This is a genomic window from Enterococcus aquimarinus, from assembly GCF_001885765.1.
GTDB lineage: Bacteria > Bacillota > Bacilli > Lactobacillales > Enterococcaceae > Enterococcus_I > Enterococcus_I aquimarinus.
The window spans coordinates 1-18,607 of record NZ_JXKD01000024.1; the positions used below are offsets into that span (position 1 = coordinate 1).

General features: G+C 30.2%; 16 protein-coding genes and 1 pseudogene. 16 read left to right on the forward strand and 1 reads right to left on the reverse strand.

Annotated features, from left to right (window positions below):
• Positions 1–637: 637 nt before the first annotated feature.
• The 4 genes and pseudogenes from RU93_RS11260 to RU93_RS12130 all read left to right on the forward strand — a co-directional run bounded on the left by RU93_RS11260 (position 638) and on the right by RU93_RS12130 (position 5,743).
• A complete protein-coding gene (locus RU93_RS11260; RefSeq protein WP_071875732.1) occupies positions 638–2,413 on the forward strand; it encodes an ATP-dependent nuclease in 1,776 nt (591 codons plus the stop codon).
• A gap of 1 nt (position 2,414) precedes the next feature.
• Complete coding sequence (locus RU93_RS11265) at positions 2,415–3,761, forward strand: UvrD-helicase domain-containing protein (RefSeq protein WP_071875733.1); 1,347 nt, start codon at positions 2,415–2,417, stop codon at positions 3,759–3,761.
• A 550-nt stretch (positions 3,762–4,311) separates the two neighbouring features.
• Positions 4,312–5,484 (forward strand): annotated as a pseudogene (locus tag RU93_RS11275) (IS256-like element IS256 family transposase).
• A 121-nt stretch (positions 5,485–5,605) separates the two neighbouring features.
• On the forward strand, positions 5,606–5,743 hold the full coding sequence (locus RU93_RS12130) for a hypothetical protein (protein WP_169818121.1): 138 nt from the start codon (positions 5,606–5,608) through the stop codon (positions 5,741–5,743).
• Positions 5,744–5,794: 51 nt separating this feature from the next.
• Here the strand turns inward: RU93_RS12130 and RU93_RS11280 are convergent, their stop codons facing one another.
• The gene (locus tag RU93_RS11280; RefSeq protein ID WP_071875734.1) at positions 5,795–6,502 is read right to left on the reverse strand and encodes a FadR/GntR family transcriptional regulator; all 708 of its coding nucleotides are present in this window, start codon (positions 6,500–6,502) and stop codon (positions 5,795–5,797) included.
• Between the two features lie 165 nt (positions 6,503–6,667).
• On the opposite strand from RU93_RS11280, the gene gnd reads away from it, so the two are divergent.
• The 12 genes from gnd to RU93_RS11335 all read left to right on the forward strand — a co-directional run bounded on the left by gnd (position 6,668) and on the right by RU93_RS11335 (position 18,593).
• A complete protein-coding gene (gnd, locus tag RU93_RS11285) occupies positions 6,668–7,576 on the forward strand; it encodes a phosphogluconate dehydrogenase (NAD(+)-dependent, decarboxylating) (RefSeq protein ID WP_071875735.1) in 909 nt (302 codons plus the stop codon).
• Positions 7,573–8,994, forward strand: coding sequence for a gluconokinase (locus tag RU93_RS11290; RefSeq protein WP_084131430.1), 1,422 nt, complete (start codon positions 7,573–7,575; stop codon positions 8,992–8,994). The genes gnd and RU93_RS11290 overlap by 4 nt, the downstream gene beginning before the upstream one ends.
• Before the next feature lie 135 nt (positions 8,995–9,129).
• Complete coding sequence (locus RU93_RS12410) at positions 9,130–11,160, forward strand: beta-galactosidase (protein WP_071875736.1); 2,031 nt, start codon at positions 9,130–9,132, stop codon at positions 11,158–11,160.
• Positions 11,161–11,174: 14 nt separating this feature from the next.
• On the forward strand, positions 11,175–12,494 hold the full coding sequence (locus RU93_RS11300; protein WP_211272593.1) for an ABC transporter substrate-binding protein: 1,320 nt from the start codon (positions 11,175–11,177) through the stop codon (positions 12,492–12,494).
• An 81-nt stretch (positions 12,495–12,575) separates the two neighbouring features.
• Complete coding sequence (locus RU93_RS11305) at positions 12,576–13,463, forward strand: carbohydrate ABC transporter permease (RefSeq protein WP_211272594.1); 888 nt, start codon at positions 12,576–12,578, stop codon at positions 13,461–13,463.
• A gap of 13 nt (positions 13,464–13,476) precedes the next feature.
• The gene (locus RU93_RS11310) at positions 13,477–14,310 is read left to right on the forward strand and encodes a carbohydrate ABC transporter permease (protein WP_211272595.1); all 834 of its coding nucleotides are present in this window, start codon (positions 13,477–13,479) and stop codon (positions 14,308–14,310) included.
• Positions 14,311–14,447: 137 nt separating this feature from the next.
• On the forward strand, positions 14,448–15,224 hold the full coding sequence (locus tag RU93_RS11315; protein WP_084131433.1) for a response regulator transcription factor: 777 nt from the start codon (positions 14,448–14,450) through the stop codon (positions 15,222–15,224).
• A gap of 23 nt (positions 15,225–15,247) precedes the next feature.
• Positions 15,248–16,987, forward strand: a complete 1,740-nt coding sequence (locus RU93_RS11320; protein ID WP_169818122.1) for a cache domain-containing sensor histidine kinase — start codon at positions 15,248–15,250, stop codon at positions 16,985–16,987.
• A 36-nt stretch (positions 16,988–17,023) separates the two neighbouring features.
• Positions 17,024–17,752 (forward strand): aldo/keto reductase, encoded by a 729-nt coding sequence (locus RU93_RS12370; RefSeq protein ID WP_211272596.1) that lies wholly within the window; start codon positions 17,024–17,026, stop codon positions 17,750–17,752.
• The gene (locus RU93_RS12375) at positions 17,647–17,985 is read left to right on the forward strand and encodes an aldo/keto reductase (RefSeq protein WP_281246340.1); all 339 of its coding nucleotides are present in this window, start codon (positions 17,647–17,649) and stop codon (positions 17,983–17,985) included. The genes RU93_RS12370 and RU93_RS12375 overlap by 106 nt, the downstream gene beginning before the upstream one ends.
• A 123-nt stretch (positions 17,986–18,108) precedes the next feature.
• The gene (relB, locus tag RU93_RS11330; RefSeq protein ID WP_071875739.1) at positions 18,109–18,330 is read left to right on the forward strand and encodes a type II toxin-antitoxin system RelB family antitoxin; all 222 of its coding nucleotides are present in this window, start codon (positions 18,109–18,111) and stop codon (positions 18,328–18,330) included.
• Positions 18,330–18,593, forward strand: a complete 264-nt coding sequence (locus tag RU93_RS11335) for a type II toxin-antitoxin system RelE family toxin (protein WP_071875744.1) — start codon at positions 18,330–18,332, stop codon at positions 18,591–18,593. Before relB ends, RU93_RS11335 begins: the two co-directional genes overlap by 1 nt.
• The last annotated feature ends 14 nt before the right edge of the window (positions 18,594–18,607 follow it).

Here is an 18,607-nt window from a genome sequence, read left to right on the forward strand (position 1 = left end):
TCTACCAACACTAGAAAGTATAGAACCAAAAAGCTCAAAACGTTGTTAATTCAATGTTTTGAGCTTTTTTATTTACTTTTTAGATGTCTTGGATACGTCTTTGAGTACGTTTCAATTTAAATCCCAAATGTATTAGAAGTATCTTATGAAGAATTATTGAATGATGTAGTGGAATAAATGGTACTCAAGAAATATAATACTCAGGTTCTTCAGATATGAACATTGAGCACTAATAAATAATTTAATTAATATTTTTTATTTAAAGACTACAAGTAGACAAACACATATATGATACTATTAACTGTTTATTTGTAAAAAACTCTTATGTTACACTCTTACATTACACTGATAAATATTGGTATAATAGGATATGAAAAGAGCAACATAAGGGTATACTCGTGTGTCACATTGAATAAAATTATTTTTTAGTAAAGCATTGTGGAACAAAATTAGTAAAGGGAATGTAAATGGAACAGAACTGAGTAAGTTAATAAGAGACATTCAATGTGTAGCGTTAATAATTTCCTTAGCAATAGTAACTAATATATTAACCGAAGAACATGCCCCTACGATTGTAGAAACTAAAATCGAAATTTTTGAACAATCAAGGGTATTATAGATTGAAAGGAAAATTAGGATGAAGATAGCTCATGTGATGATTAAAAATTTTAGAAATCTAACAAATGTTTCTGTGCCCTTGTTCAATGTGACAACAGTAATTGGGAACAATAACAGCGGGAAAAGCAATTTTTTAAGAGCCATAACACTTCCTCTGTTATCAGAAGATGTCAGTTCAGGCTCTAAAAATCTTTCGTGGACAGATATTGGTAACGAAGCTAAGAAAAAATACTATGATTTTATTAAAGAAAATAGATCTCAATTTCTAAGTGATGAAGTTTCTCAAGAAGATTTTGAGCGCATTATTCCTTCTGTTTCTGTAAAAATTGATTGGGATGTACCGGAAGAAGAGCATTATGCTATGCTTGATTTTTTAACGGGTGGTCCAGAAACAGAAGAACTAGAATATGCTTTAGAATACGGATTTAGGTGTAAAAATATAAAAGAATTGTTCAAGCAAGTTGTTGAAGTGCTAAATAAAGCAGACCCTAATACGGATATTGCTGAATTATACCAAAATCTGCTACCTGTTGATCTTTATTCATACTCCATCTTCATTCCACAAAAAAATCAAGGAGTTAGTTATGATAGCTTGAAAAACTTTAAATATAACTCTATTGCTGCTGAACGTGATGATTTTTCAAATAACAACGTGCGTTTAGGTTCAAAGTCGCTGATTCAAATACTCAATAATAAACTAGAAACAGAAGACATGATACAGATAGAAAAAGAGTATTCTAGCTTTTTTGAACAGATTAAATCATTGTCTAAAATGGAAAATATTTTAAATTGGCAAGAGCTTTCAGAAATTGAGAACGCCAAAGAATTTTTCGCGAAAATTTCTATTTTGCCGAATATGCCACCAATGACTTCATTGTTAAACGGAGTGAAGCTAGGATATGATGATGTTGGTTTAGCGTCTCACGGTTTAGGATATAGAAATTTAATCTTGCAATTGGTGCTCATCAACTCAATGTTGGAGGCCAGTAAGTCAGTCCTTTCGTTACTGACTATTGAAGAACCAGAAGCACATCTTTGTTATCGAAATGAACAATTAATGATGAGCTATATATCCAGTTTAGAAAAAGGAGATAAAAACTTACAGTTAGTTTACTCCACACATAGTATCAACTTTATCAATAAGCTTGACCTTAAAAATATAATTTTATTTGATAAAGGAGCAACCTATGTTTTTTCTGAGTGTTTCACCGAAAGTGAATTAGACTACTTAACTAAAAACCCAAATTTGGACCTTTTCAAACTATTTTATTCTAAAAATTGTATTTTGGTAGAAGGGATTTCGGAGGAGTTACTGATTAAGTCGTACCTCCGAAATCAGAATAAACTATTATATGATGTTGAAGTAATCTCTTTTCACAAAGGTTTCAAGAAAATTATTTCTCTTTGGATAAAACTAAATCAAGGATCGACTAATATGTTAGGAATAATTCGCGATTTTGATAATCAACCTAATGCTCAAAAAGAACATGATATATATAACCAGTATAGTAACATATGTATTAGGACTACTCAAAATTATACGTTAGAAGATGAGATAGTAAATCAGAATGACAATTTTTTTGTGTTAAAAGACTACTTCGAAAATAAATATGATTGGTCTAATATTGACACTAAAGAAAAGCTTTCTAAAAAGTGGAAGAATGCAAAAGCGGAAGTCATGTTAAAGTTTTGTCAGGACCTATCTTCTGAGGAACTAAAAAATATCGTATTACCTAGGCATATTGATGAGGTATTAAGTTATTTTGATTTAGCAAGACCTAGATTGGAGAATTGAAATGAAAATTGAAATTGCTGGTGCAGGAGCTGGTAAGACGACCAATTTAGCTCAAAAAATTATTTCATGCTATACATCTGAAAAAAGCAAGACTATTTATTGTGTTTCTTTTACTAATTCTTCCGTTCAGATTATAACTGAAAAACTTGAGACATATTTTGGCGTAATACCGGATAATATACGTATAAGTACCATTCATTCTTTTCTGTATAATGAAATAATTTCTCCATACTTTTATTTGCTTTATGGAAAACAATATCATGATGTTGTAAATATCCCACTTAGTCCCAATCCAGGGTATAAGAGATGTTCCCTCAAACAACTAGAGGAAAAAGGTTTATTACATGTTGTAAGCTTTACTGAAAAAGCAAAATTTGTAGTTTGCGGGAAGAGTAGCGAAAAAAAGGCGATAAGAGAGAAACGGAAGAAAGTATTAAAGCTTTTCTTGAATAGTTTCCATACTTTGTTTATTGATGAAGCACAAGATATAGATCAGTTATTTAAAAAAATTCTGATAGAGCTGGATTCTCAAGGTAGTAATATCCAACTGATTGGTGATCCAAAGCAAGATTTAAAAGGTTTTGGAACCCTTCAAGATTTGATTGAACTTTTTCCTAATAATGTAGACTATTTAGCTAATTGTCATAGATGTGCCAGTGTTCATTTAAAATTATCGAATTATTTTATTTCAGAAAAAGAAAGACAAATATCACCCACCGACAAATTAGGAAGTTTAAATTATTATTTTGAGTCTGATATAGATGATCCAAATCATTTCATAAAAGAACAATTGTATGATTTAGCATATATATATCAGAAATCTGGTGATTATAGTACAAAGAAAGCAAACGAAAAAAATTATCTTTTTGAAGAACTAAAACTGTTTATTCGAAAATTGGCACAGATTAAAGGAAAAGACGTTGACGAAAATCAAATTAGGCTAATTGCAAGCAAGCTTTCAGTTAAATTACAGAATTTAGTTTTAAGAAATAGTCGTTCATATAATGAAGCCTTGAACCAAATTTTTGGAAAGATAGAAGATAAAAGTGATTATGCAAAACTGAAAGTTGCTCTAGAGATGGAAACTAGCATAAATCCTGACCAAGGTATCCTTGTTAGCTCTATTGAGAGAGTTAAAGGTCTGGGGAAATCTAAATGCTTGTTCATAGTTACACCTGCGTTATTGCCATATTTTTTTAAAGAAAAAGTTGATGGTAAAGTGGCGGCTTGTCTTTATGTTGCATTAACTCGTTCAGAGTTTCAGTTAGATTTGCTGTTTACGAAGGACGTAGAAAAAAAATATTCAAAAGAAAGAATTATTGAACTTATGATTAATATATTGGATTGAATTTTATCGAAGAAAAATTAATGTTTCCTCTTTTGTAAAAAATATTTATACATAAATTCAAATTTTAAGTTAGCCACCATTTTTGAATATGTTTTTATAGATACCATTACCTATCTTATTTTTGTAATAAACTGAACACTAATAATCAGATGAACCGTAATATTTTTCGAATATGCTAGCTCCTAGAAGCTAAATTATACCTATTTTGAATCGTTGTTTCAATACTGAACTTCTTATTGAAAGTATTATAAGCTGTTGTATAATCTAGAATTTTCCGAGGAAGACTTTCATCAAACATTAAATGAAATAATCAAAAAAGAGCAAATTCTGTTATTTAATTACAGACTTGCTCTTTTTTATATTACAGGACTACTGTTATTGTGAATAAAGAGGATTACATAAACTACGAATCACAAAGTGCTACTATTCTAATTTGAGTATGGATAAAGGATAAAGTCCGTATAATTGTGTAAAAGTAAAAAGGCCATATAACAGTCCTTTTACGGTACAATGTTTTTAACGACAAAAACATACCCAGGAGGACTTTTACATGACCCAAGTACATTTTACACTGAAAAGCGAAGAGATTCAAAGCATTATTGAATATTCTGTAAAGGATGACGTTTCTAAAAATATTTTAACAACGGTATTTAATCAACTAATGGAAAATCAACGAACAGAATATATTCAAGCAAAAGAATATGAATGAACAGAAAACCGACAAAGTCAACGAAATGGCTATTATGAGCGCAACTTTACGACACGTGTAGGCACGCTAGAATTAAAAGTACCCAGAACACGTGATGGCCATTTTTCACCCACAGTGTTTGAACGTTATCAACGAAACGAAAAAGCCCTCATGGCTTCAATGTTGGAAATGTATGTATCAGGCGTTTCAACTCGTAAAGTATCAAAAATTGTGGAAGAACTTTGTGGTAAATCCGTCTCTAAGTCCTTCGTTTCTAGCTTAACAGAACAGCTAGAACCTATGGTTAACGAGTGGCAGAATCGTTTATTATCAGAAAAAAATTATCCTTACTTAATGACCGATGTACTCTATATAAAAGTACGAGAAGAAAATCGAGTACTCTCAAAAAGCTGTCATATAGCGATTGGAATAACCAAAGATGGCGACCGTGAAATTATCGGCTTCATGATTCAAAGTGGCGAAAGCGAAGAGACCTGGACAACATTTTTTGAATACCTAAAAGAACGCGGTTTACAAGGTACGGAACTCGTTATTTCTGATGCGCACAAAGGATTAGTCTCTGCCATTAGAAAATCCTTCACCAACGCAAGTTGGCAAAGATGCCAAGTTCACTTCCTAAGAAATATCTTTACCACCATTCCTAAAAAAAATTCAAAATCTTTCAGAGAAGCTGTTAAAGGAATTTTTAAGTTCACAGATATTAACTTAGCGCGTGAGGCTAAAAATCGATTGATTCATGATTATATCGATCAACCAAAATATTCAAAAGCTTGCGCATCATTGGATGATGGATTCGAAGACGCCTTTCAATATACCGTACAAGGAAATTCCCACAATCGACTAAAGAGTACCAATCTAATTGAACGACTGAATCAAGAAGTACGCAGAAGAGAAAAGATTATTCGCATCTTCCCCAATCAAACATCAGCCAATCGCTTAATTGGAGCCGTTCTTATGGACCTGCATGATGAATGGATTTATTCTTCAAGAAAATATATTAATTTTGATAAGTAGAAATGATAAAAACATTGTATAGCATTTTACACAGGAGTCTGGACTTGACTGAAATTTTATCTTTTTTGTGTTTAGATATAAATAATGCAAAATATATGACTAATTAATTAGGAGGATTTATTTGAAAAAAGAAGAAGAGATACAGCGAGTAAAGCCTAGTTTGGAAAATAGTAAAATAAAACATTATTTTTCAAGCTACAAGAATGGATTAACATCAGCTCAATATTATAAAAAGTACTTTTCAAAATTTAAACATTAAAAGGAATGCTGAGTCAATTTTTGAACTCGGCATTCCTTTTGATTCTAGAAGTTATTTTTTTGTTTCAAACAACGAATCAAGTATTTTTTTATTATATTCTAAATGCAAATTCATCCATTTTTTAGCATTTTCTACATCTTGATTTTCAATAGCACTTATAATTTCTCGATGAGTTGTAATTGTTTCTTGATGTAGTGTGTTTTCTGTTACTTCAATAAACAGGGAAACAGCTGTGTGAATAATTGGAATTAAATTTAATACAACGACATTTTTGCTACAAGAGGCAATGATTGAATGAAAAATACGATCATTTTCCTCGTGACTTTCATCTCTAAGAATTTGTGCTTCAATTTCTTCTTCTACTTTTTTTAATTTTAAAATATCCTCAGTGGTTGCGTTTATAGCAGCTAATCCAGCTATTTCTGGTTCAATCATCATTCTAACTTCAAGTAAATCATGAGCAAGTTTAATTTTATCTTCTTGAATGAATCTAAGTCCTAATGGGTCCTTGACGATACCTGTTTGTTGCGAAACAAAGGTTCCTTTGCCTCTTAAAACTTCGACCACATTTTTAGATGAAAGAATTTTGATAGCTTCTCGAATTGTACCTCGTCCGACATTTAAAGTTTCGGCTAATTCAAATTCATTTGGTAATTGAGCCCCTTTATTCAATTCTTTTGTTTGAATTAATTTTTCTATTTCAATAGCAACTTGTTCTGCTAAGGAAGTTGATGAATTGTTAACGTTTATTTTTTTCATGTTAAATTCCTCTTTTAGGTTATTAATTAAAAGTATACATGAAAATAAAAATAATGCTAAATAAAAATTGTCGCACTCAACTTGACTATCTATTTAGAGTATGATAAATTTTAGACATCATACGTCGTACGTCTTAAAAATAAAAAGTCAAAGGAGTTTTTATCGTTGGAAATTTTAATGGTGGGATTAGGAAAAATGGGTTTGAATTTAGCTTATAATTTACTTGAAAATAATTATCTAGTAAAAGGCTTTGATATGGATGAAAAAGCACTATCTTCATTACAAGAAAAGGGCGGCATTCCTTATAAATCTTTAGAGAAATTATTAGGATCTTCAACAACTCAAAAAATTGTTTGGTTAATGCTGCCTTCTGGAAATATCACAAATCAAATGATTGATAAGTGTCTAAATTTATTGTCTCCTAATGATATTTTGATTGATGGTGGAAATTCTAAATATACTGATAGCCAATTAAATGATCTTAAATCAAAAGAAAAAAACATTTTATTTTTTGATGTCGGAACGTCAGGTGGTATTTCAGGAGCAAGAAACGGTGCTTGTATGATGATAGGTGGAGAGGCGAGTTCTTTTAGTTTGATAGAACCTATTTTTAAGACTATTTGCGTAAATGACGGCTATCTATTTTGCGGAGCAGCTGGTAGCGGACATTACTTAAAAATGATTCATAATGGAATTGAATATGGTATGATGCAGTCAATAGGCGAAGGATTTAACATTTTATACCATTCTTCTTTTGATTATGACCTGGAAAAAGTTGCGAAAGTTTTTAATCATGGCTCTGTTATCAGAAGTTGGTTAATGGAACTAACGGAAAATCTATTAAGTGATGATGCCGAATTAAACTTAGTTGAAGGAACAATTCCCTCTTCAGGTGAGGGAAAATGGACGATTGAAGAAATGTTAAAATTAGAACTATCAGCACCTGTCATAACCCAGTCTTTACTAACAAGATATTCTAGTATGGATGAAGATAAATATGGTGAAAAAATCATATCCTCTTTGAGAAACCAATTTGGAGGACATGAAGTAAATAAAAGGAGTGAGTTGAGTTGAAATTAATTCTAGCGATAGATGTTGGAACGACTGCCATAAAATTTCAATTGTTTAATGATATTGATATGTCAGTGATAAACTCTACCAAAAGATTGGTTCCACAATCAAAAATTAACGAACAAAATACTCAAAACCCAAGCTTAATTCTACAAGAAATTATTTCAGAAATCACTGATTTATCGGCCGAATTTGAGATAAGTAGTTTAACATTTAGCACAGCGATGCACACACTGATTCCAGTTGAAAATAGTGTCTTTGATGCTTCAACAATGTATCTATGGTCTGATATGAGAGCCAATGAAGAAATCAAAAAATTCAAAAAAGAATTTCCAGAATTAGCGACGGAATTTTATAAAAAAACTGGAACACCTATTCATAATATGAGCCCTTTTGCTAAGTTATTGTTTTTTAAAAATAATAGTAGATTGATTAATGAAACCAGCAAGTGGCTTAGTTTAAAATCTTATTTAATGGCCTTTTTTACCGGTCAAGAGGTAGAGGACTTTTCTGTAGCATCTGCTTCTGGTTTATTTAATTCAGAGCAGTTGTGTTGGGATAAGGATATCTTAAACTTTTTGGGATTGGCAGTAGAAAAATTACCCAAATTGGTTGACACAAATAGTAATTTCCCTATCTTGAATACGATTTCAGGGCAATTGGGACTATCTAAAAATACTAAAATTTTTGTAGGAGCAAGTGACGGTGTGTTAGCTAGTTATGCTGGATTTATTGGGACGGGTTCTAAGGTCAGTTTAACACTTGGAACAAGTGGAGCTGTTAGATATCTAACAACGGACAGAACTCTATCTTCAGATGAAAATACTTTTTGTTATTATTTATCAGAAAAATATTGGGTTGTTGGAGGTCCTTCTAATAATGGAGGGCAAGTTTTGGAGTGGGCAAGTTCCATTTTTTATGAGGATAAAAAAGAAATCTTTCTAGCAATTCCTATTTGTTTAGAAAGAAGTCCTATTGGAGCAAATGGGGTAATTTTTTTACCTTACGTGAATGGAGAACGAGCGCCACTTTGGGATGGTGATGTGACAGCTTTGTTTAGTGGAATTAGTTTTCAGAATAACAAATCAGATTTTGTAAGAGCGATTTGTGAGGGAATTTTATTCAATTTAAAGTTAATTTATAATTTATTAAATGTTAAAAATGAAATTATAGCGTTGTCAGGTGGTTTTTTTGACATTCCTAATATGGATGAAGAGGTAGCATCCATTTTTGATACAACTTGTATTAAAAGTGATGTGAATGAGCCAACATTTGGAGCTGTTATGTTAAGTAATGATATTTCGTATCATAACGATTTAAAAGAAAATCTCATTAAAGCAAATAAAGAAAAAAGTGAGAAATATTTAGAAAGCTATGAAAGTTTTTATAAAGCGTATTTGAGTTTGGTAGATGAAAAATAAAAAATGCTAAGGTAGAGGTTTTAATGACCTCTTTTTTTTGTTTAAAAAATTAATCTAAAAGTTTGTTTTTTCAACATAAAGGTTTTTTTTTTTNGTGATATCTTTAATTCAACAAATGAAGCAAGGAGGAAAAAAATGTTTGGGACAAAAAAAATCGATTTTGGGGTTTGTTATTATCCAGAGCATTGGCCTAAAGAACTTTGGGAAGATGATTTAGATAGAATGATACTTACTGGTATTGAAGTAATTAGAATTGCCGAATTTGCGTGGAGTAAGTTTGAGTTAGAAGAAAATATTTTTGATTTTACATTTTTTGATGAATTTTTAGAACTGGTTTCTAAAAAAGATATAAAAGTAATCTTTTGTACACCTACAGCAACGCCTCCAGTGTGGTTAACAGAAAGATATCCTGAAGTATTAGCTGTTGAGTATGATGGTTCAGTGCATAGACATGGAATGCGCCGCCAATATAATTATAATTCTCCAATATATTTAGAAAAAACTAAAATAATTGTTGAAAAGTTAGTAGAACACTATGGACATAATAAGTCGATAATTGGTTGGCAGATTGACAATGAATTAAATTGTGTAACAAATGAATTTTATGCTGAAGCAGATCACGTGGAATTTAGAAAATTCGTAAAAAATAAATACCAAAATTTAGTTAAATTAAATGAAGCGTGGGGAACAAATGTCTGGAATCAAACTTATACAGATTGGGAAGAAGTTTTTTTACCTAGATATGCGCCTAGAAAAACTACAAATCCTCATTTAAAATTAGATGCAACTCGATTTATTTCTGAAAGTGTGCTGAAATTTACTAGTATTCAATCTGAAATAATACGCAAGGGCGTTGATAAAGATATTTTTGTTACAACAAATGGTCTGTTTAAAAATATTGACTATAATAAAATGGTTCAAGATTCCTTAGATTTTATCACATATGATAATTACCCAACTTTTGGATTATTAGATAAGAGTAACAAATTAAAAGATAGACGCTGGAGTCATCATTTATCAAAAACTAGGGCGATTTCTTCGCATTTTGGCATAATGGAGCAGCAAGCAGGACCGGGAGGATGGGTAAACCATCATAAAGCTCCAACACCAAAACCTGGTCAATTAAGATTATGGACTTTTCAAGCAATTGCACATGGAGCTGATTTTATTAGTTATTTTAGATGGAGAACAGCACCATATGGAACTGAAATTTATTGGTATGGAATATTAGGACATGATAATAAAGATAATAGACGATTGTTGGAAGTTAAAAAAACAATCAACGATGTAAAAAAGATAGAAAATTTAAATAATAGTGACTATCAATCTGAAATAGCAATTTTACATGATTATGATAATGAATGGGATAGTGCGTATGATGTCTGGACGGGACCACTAGTAGAAAATTCTGAAAGGGCTTTATTTGAAACTTTACAGCAAAATCACATACCTTTTAATTATGTAAATTTTTCTAACACTCTTTCTATAAATAACTTGAAAAAGTATAAAGTAATTTTTGTTCCTCATTTGACTATAGTTAAAAATTCAATGGTTAAGTTACTAAAAAGATATACTGAGGAAGGTGGAAAATTAGTAATTGGCGCTAGAAGTGGTTATAAAGATGAAAATGGAAAGTGCCCAATGTTGACTATGCCTATAAAAATGACAGATTTATTTGGTATTGAAATTAATGATTTTACATTTTTACAAGATTTTGATTCTAGTAGGCAAGCAAGTTTTCTCGACAAAAAAATAAGTATGTCTGATTTTAATGATATTTTAACCCCCATTAGTTCAAGTTGTAAAACGCTTGCTACATACACTGAAGATTATTATGCAGGTGAAGCAGCTATAACAGTTAATAGTTATGGTAAGGGACAAGCAATATATTGTGGATCTTCATTTAATCAGTCTAATATATCTGAAATATTAACATATTTTAATATAACAGCGACTTTTGAAAAAATGATAAAATTACCGAATGTATGTGAAATTGCTGTTAGAGAAAATGAATATGAACAATATATTTTTGTTTTGAATTATAGTGGTGACCCACAAAAAATTCAATTAATTGAAGAATTTGTGGACACAAAAAATAATAAAAAAATATCTGGAACAATAGAATTAGTTGGTTACGATGTTTTAGTTCTAAAGAAATTAAAATAAGAGGAGAAATTAAAATGAGAGGAGAAATTAAAATGAGAAAATTAAAATTTAGTTTTTTGTTAATGGCATTACTAGTATTTATTGCAGGGTGTGGTGCTGGAAATGACTCTAAAAAAGATAGTTCGAAAAGTAATGGAAAAACAACCATGACTGTAGCAACGTTGACTGGCGGAAATAATGAAATTTATGCTGAATTAATTGGCAAAGAAATTAGTTCTTTTAATGAAAATAATAAATTTAACGTAGAATTAGTGCAAGAAGCTTATTCAAATGAACAGTACAAAACTAAATTGACAACCTTAATGTCATCAAATGCACAACCAGATATTTTTTTCACTTTTGAATCAGGTTTTTTACAACCTTTTGTAGATGGTGGAAAAGTTTATCCTATTAGCGAAGCAATAGAAGCTGATCAAGAATGGAGTGATAGATACCCAGATAAAAGTATTTTTGGTCCAGTAACTATTGAAGATAAATTTTATGCTGTCCCTAATACAAGACAATTAGTAACTATGACCTATAATACTCAGCTGTTTAAAGAAGCAGGTGTTTCTAAACCGACAACTTATCAAGAATTTTTAGACGTTTGTAAAGCTTTAAAAAGTAAAGGAATAACACCTTTGGCAGTTCCTGCTCAAGAAGCTTGGTATTCGGGTCAATTGTTACAACAACTTGCAAATATAGTTGGTGGAGAAGAATTATTTAATGGAACAGTTGATGGAACCATCAAATGGAACGATAAACGTTATGTTAAGGCAGGAGAAATGTTACAAGAACTTGTTGATAAAGAATACTTAGTTGAAGGATTTTTAGGCATGACACCTAACGAAGCTTTTGATAAATTTAACAAAAGTGAAGTTGGTATGATGATGAATTTGACATCAGCTGTGACGATGTTTAATGATAAAGATAATCCGATTTATGATGATATTGATTTCTTTCGTTTGCCTGCCGATGAAGAAGTTAACCAAAATATTAACGTTGGATCAACAGGTCAAATGTTTGCTGTAAGTAGCCAAGCCAAAAATATTGAAGCTGCTAGTGCCTTTATCAAACAGTTGACTGAAAAACAATTTCAACAAGAATTAGTTAATTTAGGTCAAGTTTTAGTTACTAATACTGAAGTTGATTATACTAAGACAGATGAAATGTCACTTAGAATGGGAGAGATTTTTACTGATGTAACACTATATACTCCTTGGTTGGATCGTATTTTTGGAGCTGGAGAAGGTATTGAATTTAATAATGCAGCAGTTGCTATTATGGCTGGAGGAAATCCACAAGAAAAATTAGATGATTTACAACAGTTTGCTCTAGACAACTCAGATCGTTAATTAAATAAATTTTATTAAAAAGTGAGTAAATTTTACTCACTTTTTTTAAAAAAGTAAATAATGAAAAATAGAAAGTGAGTGATGAAAATGCATAAAGTGCTTAGTAGCAAAAGAACCATATTAATTTTTGTGCTACCGGCTTTGATTCTTTATAGTTTGTTTGTTTTTGTTCCAATTATTTATAATATTTATTTAAGTTTTTTTCAAACTGATTTAATGAGTAAGAATACGTTTGTTGGTTTGTTAAATTATAAGAATTTATTTAATGATAAATTTTTTCAAAAATCATTAGTAAATAATTTAATTTTGGTTGTAGGATCTTTAATCGCTCATTTGAGTTTGGCACTTTACTTTGGTAATGCACTGTTTCAAAAAGTGAAAGGTAATAAATTTTTCCAATCTGTTTTTTTTCTACCTGTTGTTTTAAGTGGTGCCGGTGTAGGATTATTGTTTAATATGATTTATAATTCGGAGTTTGGTTTATTAAATGCAGTTCTAGATTTATTTAACTTAGGTCACTTAAAGCATGCTTGGCTTAGTGATGAAACAACAGTCATGTATGCTTTATTATTCGTTGTGATGTGGAAATTCGTTGGTTATCATATGGTAATTCAGTTAGCAGCAATGAGAGGTATCCCTGATAGTTTATATGAAGCAGCCGATATTGATGGAGCATCTTCTTTTCAAAAGTTCACAAAAATTACGTTACCTTTGATTAAATATGTTTTAAAAATTGATGTTGTACTAATAATAACAGGATCCTTAAAATATTTTGATTTAATTTGGTCTATGACTAAAGGAGGCCCAAATCACGCTAGTGAGGTAATGGCTACTTATATGTATTATCAAGGATTTCGAACTATGAAATTTGGTTATGCAAGTGCAATAGGAACTGTTTTATTTATCTTGTGTGCGATAGTAATATGGATTGTCAATGTAACAATGAAAACTGAGAAAATGGAATATTAGGAGGTGGAATAAAGTGAGACAAATAAAAAATGGTTTTTCAAAGAAAGTTACGTACATATCTTTAGTTATTTTTTCAATATTATGTCTATATCCTTTATTATGGTTATTAATGAGCTCGTTTAAAGATGGAAGCGAACTTTTTACAAATACATGGGGAATACCGAAATCACTTCACATAGAAAATTATACTAGAGCAATTTCTAAAGGAAATATTGGTAATAGCTTTTTAAACTCGTTTATTATTACTGGAGTTTCTGTTTTTTTATCCGTTATACTTGGTGCGATGGTTTCTTATGGAATTGAAAGATTAAATTGGAAAATGTCAGTAAAAGTAAAAAGTTTATTTTTGATGGGAATGAGTATTCCAACATATGCAGCTATTGTTCCGTTGTTTGCGATGTTTAACAAATTACAACTTCTTGATTCATACATTGCGGTAATAATAGCCCATGTAGTTTTTGCCTTACCAATGACTGTGTTTATTTTAGCAGGTTTTTTCTCTACAATACCTAAAGAATTAGAAGAAGCAGCAATAATGGATGGCTGTAGTGTGATTCAAAGCTTCTTTAAAATAATTTTACCAGTCGCAAAATCATCAGTAGTCACTGTAGCAGTGATTAATTTTATTAATATTTGGAATGACTTATTATTTGCACAAGTATTTTTGACAGCTGAAAATAAAATGCCATTACCAGTTGCTTTAACAACTTTTGCAGATTTGGATTCTGTTGATTATACGGGATTATTAGCAGCAGTTGTGCTTTCTGTTATTCCAACTATAGTAATATATATTATTTTACACGATCAAATTATGGACGGAATGACTTCAGGAGCTGTCAAGGGCTAAAAACATAAAATGAGTGACTTTTGATAACAAATATTAATATAGAATTTCCTTATTGCTTACATATTATTAAATGTATAATAAGTTTATACAGAGTTTATGAAATAAAAAAATTATTTTGTAAAGTGAGGGAAATAGACATGAAAATATTACTTGCTGATGATGAATTTTTTATTCGAGAAGGCTTAAAGTCTTTAGAATGGGAAACTATTGGTTTAAAAATTGTTGGTGTTGCTAGTAATGGCGTGGAGGCACTTAACATTGCTCGTAAATACTTACCAGATATTATTTTGACAGACATAAAAATGCCTAAAATGGATGGTTTAGAGATGAGTGAAAAATATTTAAAAATAAAACCTGATGCTAAAATTGTATTTTTAAGTGCTTATAAAGATTTTTATTATGTTCAGCAAGCAATGAGATTGGGTGGTATAGATTATCTACTAAAACCAACAAATCCAAATGAAATCTTAAGTTGTTGTAAGAAAATTAAAGAAAAAATTTTAAACAAACAACAAGAACAAAATATTATTGTTGATGAATTAACGATTGTTCCCCAAGAAAAAAAAGACGAAAAAAGAAATATTAAAGAGATATTAAGGTTTATTGATAGAAATTATATGAACTCGATATCTTTAAAAGATTTAGCAGATGAATTTCATTTTAATCCAATCTACATTAACAGAATGATAAAAAAAGAAACACAATCAACTTTTTTAGAAATTGTTAATACAAAACGTATGGATCTTGCTGCAGATTTAATAAAATCAACCGAGTTACGAATTGAAGAAGTTGCTCAAAAAACTGGGTTCATAGATCAACGTTATTTTAGTCAAGTATTTAAAAAACGTTATGGAGAACCCCCTGGAAGCTATCGTCAATTAAATAAAGTTTCTGGTAAAAGTAAACTACTATGAGAGTGAGAAAATTAAACATTGGCATGAAATTAATTATTTCATGTATGGGATTGAGTATCATAATCATTTTAATGATGACTTATGTTTACTACATAAATTCCCATAATTTAATAAAGAAGCAAATGGATAATACTACTTTTAATATTTTACATCAAACAGGAAGTAATATAGATATTTTATTAGAAGAGTATGATAGCATCATTTTTAATATAAAAAAAGATCCGATTATACAAAGTTATCTAAAAGAAGAACCATCTCTAGATAATTTTGAAAATTATGAACAACAAAAAGAGATGATAAATAGAGTGTATGACTATATATTATATGAACCTGGGGTAGAATCAGTTTTCATAGTTACTGAAAGTGGAGAGAAAATCGAGATTTCAAAAACTTTGGTTAAATATGATTTAAATAGAGATTATAAAAAAAATATATATGCGGAAGGTGGTAAAACACTGTGGCTAGAATCAAACTACGAAAATGGTTATATTTCAGCCGGCTCACAAATCAATCATTTATTGAGTATGAAACCTCTAGGCTATATTATTCTAAATGTTTCAGAAGAATCTTTTAGTAAAGTGTATTCGAAAATGAATGCTGTAAAAGAGGGCGAGGTGTTTATAGTTAATAAAAACTTAAAAATTATATCAGCAGAAAATGATGAAACACTTATTAAAAGAGCTACCAATCAAAATAGTCAAACTCTTTTTGAAACAGATAATACGTTAATAAATATAAATAATAAACAGTTTAAATTATCATGGACCAATGTAAATAATGATGAATGGTTTTTAGTTTATGGCACACCGATTATTTCATATCGAGAAACACTATATAATTTAAAAGGTAGTCTGTCCGTTCTAATCTTAATTGGAATGATTATATCCACATTGTTAAGTATTCTAATTACTCGTCAGTTTTCAAGGCCAATAAAAAAATTAAATGAAACTATGACTCAATTTGGTAAAGGTGATTTAAATGTTACTTATAAAGTTCACTCAGGAGATGAAATTGGAACTTTGGGAAATAGTTTTAATTTGATGGCTGAAAATATAAATGAATTATTAGAAAAAGTATCTAGTGAGAAAATACTAAAAAAAGAGGCTGAATTAAAATCGCTACGAATGCAAATTAATCCTCATTTTTTGTACAATACATTAGAAACAGTTAATTGGATGGCGCGTGTTAAAGGAATTCCAGAGGTTGGTGATATAGTCAAATCATTGGCAGAAATGATGAGATATTCAATTGATGGCTCTGAATTTTCTGATCTAGAAAGCGAATTAAATAATATTAGTAATTACTTAGAAATTCAAAAAAGGCGATATGGTAAATCGTTGATTGTCAAACACTTAATTTCAGAAGAATTATTGAATGTTAAAACTCCTAAATTAATTTTACAACCAATTATCGAGAATGCTTTAGTACATGGGTTTGAAGAAACTGAACATGAGCAATTATTAATAATTGAGGCCAGAAAAGTTGACTCATATCTTTTAGTTAATATTATAGATAATGGTTGTGGTATGAGTGAAGAAAAATTACAGGAAGTTAGAAAAAAAATCCAAGACACATCAAGTAATGATTCGGAACAACACATAGGTTTACAAAATGTTAACTTAAGATTGAAGAGGTATTACGAAGAACTTGAAGGTCTAAAAGTTCATAGTAAATTAGGACAAGGAACGAAAATTGAATTTAAAATACTAATAAAAGATAATTTTGAGCCCAAGAATCTTATTTCAAATGAGATGGTAGATTAAATCTATTATTTGAATATAGATTATTTAAGGAGAAAATTGCAAAATAAAAAAATAATTATTAAAGGAACTAAGAACAAGAAAAAAATTGACATAGAGTGCGCTAACATATTTATGGGCTCAAGTGATTTTTTACGACTAGACAATAAAAAAGATGCATGGACTATACTGGATCACTTTATTTTGTTAGGTGGTAATAGCTTTGATACGGCAAGACACTATAAATATAGTGAGTTGGCGTTAGGAAGCTGGATGGAAGAAAGAAAAAATCGTGATCAAGTAGTTATTGAAACAAAATGTTGTCATCATATTCGAGATACTAATAAAAAACCAAGAGTAAATAAAGCTGCGATTGAAGAAGATCTAATGAATAGTTTAGAGTATTTAAAAACTGATTATGTCGATTTGCTAGCTTTACATCGTGATGATTTAAATCAATCAGTTGAGGAAATTATGGAAGGCCTACGTCAACAAGTAATTTTGGGTAGTGTACATGCAATAGGGCTATCAAACTGGGAATTACCAAGAATTAAAGAAGCAATGCTATACGCATCAGAAAATAAATTAGCTCAAATTAGTTTTAATAGTCCAAATCTAAGTTTGGCTAGCGTAAATCAACCAAGATGGCCAAATTCTGTAAAAGCTAATGATGAAATGAAAAAATGGCACGAAGAAACGCAACTACCAGTAATTTCTTGGTCCTCTCAAGCAAAAGGTTTTTTTCTGAAAAATTTAATAGAGATGATTTATCAAATCAAAAGATTGTAGATGTTTATTATTCTAAAAAAAATTGGGGGAAATATGATCGAGTCCAAGAATTAGCATCTAAGAAAAATGTGTTATCAGTTCAACTATCATTGGCCTATGTTTTAAACCAAAATTTTCTGACTGCAGCAGTAATTGGCTCTGGAAAATTAGAACATGGCAATTCTTCAGTTGAGGGAGAAAAAATCAGTTTAACTTCTGAGGAATTGGATTATTTAAATTTAATTATCACATAAATAGCTAGATTGTATTTTGAATACTAAAGAATCAGATTGTTATTGATGACACTCATCTAAATTTTAAACTACTTGATTTTTGTATACATTTGTAGAATAAAGGTATACAAGGAGGTTTTATATATGAGCACTGTTGCATTTCGAGTTACCGATGAGAAAAAATCATTTATTCAATCCATGGCTGATTTAAATGGACTAAGATTATCAGAACTTGCTAGAACGAAACTACTAGAAGGATTAGAAGATCAAATTGATATGGCTTTATATGAAAAAGCGATGAAGTCTCATGAATTAAATGATGAAAGTATTTCCCATCGAGATATGCTTCAAGAATTAGGCTTTTGATAGAAAAAAAATATGTAGTTCGCTATGAAAAAGATACTCAAAAAGCATTGGAAAAAATGGATAAACACCAGGCTATGCTGATTTTATCATGGATTACTAAAAACTTAGAAGGTATTGATTCACCACGAATTCATGGTAAAGGACTAGTGGGGATTAAAAGTGGTCAGTGGAGATATAGAATAGGTGATTATCGCTTAATAGCAAACATAGATGATGAAACAATAACTATTTTAGTTTTAGAAATTGGGCTCTTTGTCAAATAGGACTGATGGCTCAA

Coding starts and splice junctions, on each gene's coding strand:
- RU93_RS11260 (WP_071875732.1), top strand. CDS start 638: ATGAAGATAGCTCATGTGATGATTAAAAATTTTAGAAATCTAACAAAT.
- RU93_RS11265 (WP_071875733.1), top strand. CDS start 2,415: ATGAAAATTGAAATTGCTGGTGCAGGAGCTGGTAAGACGACCAATTTA.
- RU93_RS11280 (WP_071875734.1), bottom strand. CDS start 6,502: ATGAAAAAAATAAACGTTAACAATTCATCAACTTCCTTAGCAGAACAA.
- RU93_RS12410 (WP_071875736.1), top strand. CDS start 9,130: ATGTTTGGGACAAAAAAAATCGATTTTGGGGTTTGTTATTATCCAGAG.
- RU93_RS11300 (WP_211272593.1), top strand. CDS start 11,175: ATGAGAGGAGAAATTAAAATGAGAAAATTAAAATTTAGTTTTTTGTTA.
- RU93_RS11305 (WP_211272594.1), top strand. CDS start 12,576: ATGAAAATGCATAAAGTGCTTAGTAGCAAAAGAACCATATTAATTTTT.
- RU93_RS11315 (WP_084131433.1), top strand. CDS start 14,448: ATGAAAATATTACTTGCTGATGATGAATTTTTTATTCGAGAAGGCTTA.
- RU93_RS11320 (WP_169818122.1), top strand. CDS start 15,248: ATGAAATTAATTATTTCATGTATGGGATTGAGTATCATAATCATTTTA.
- RU93_RS12375 (WP_281246340.1), top strand. CDS start 17,647: ATGGCACGAAGAAACGCAACTACCAGTAATTTCTTGGTCCTCTCAAGC.
- relB (WP_071875739.1), top strand. CDS start 18,109: ATGAGCACTGTTGCATTTCGAGTTACCGATGAGAAAAAATCATTTATT.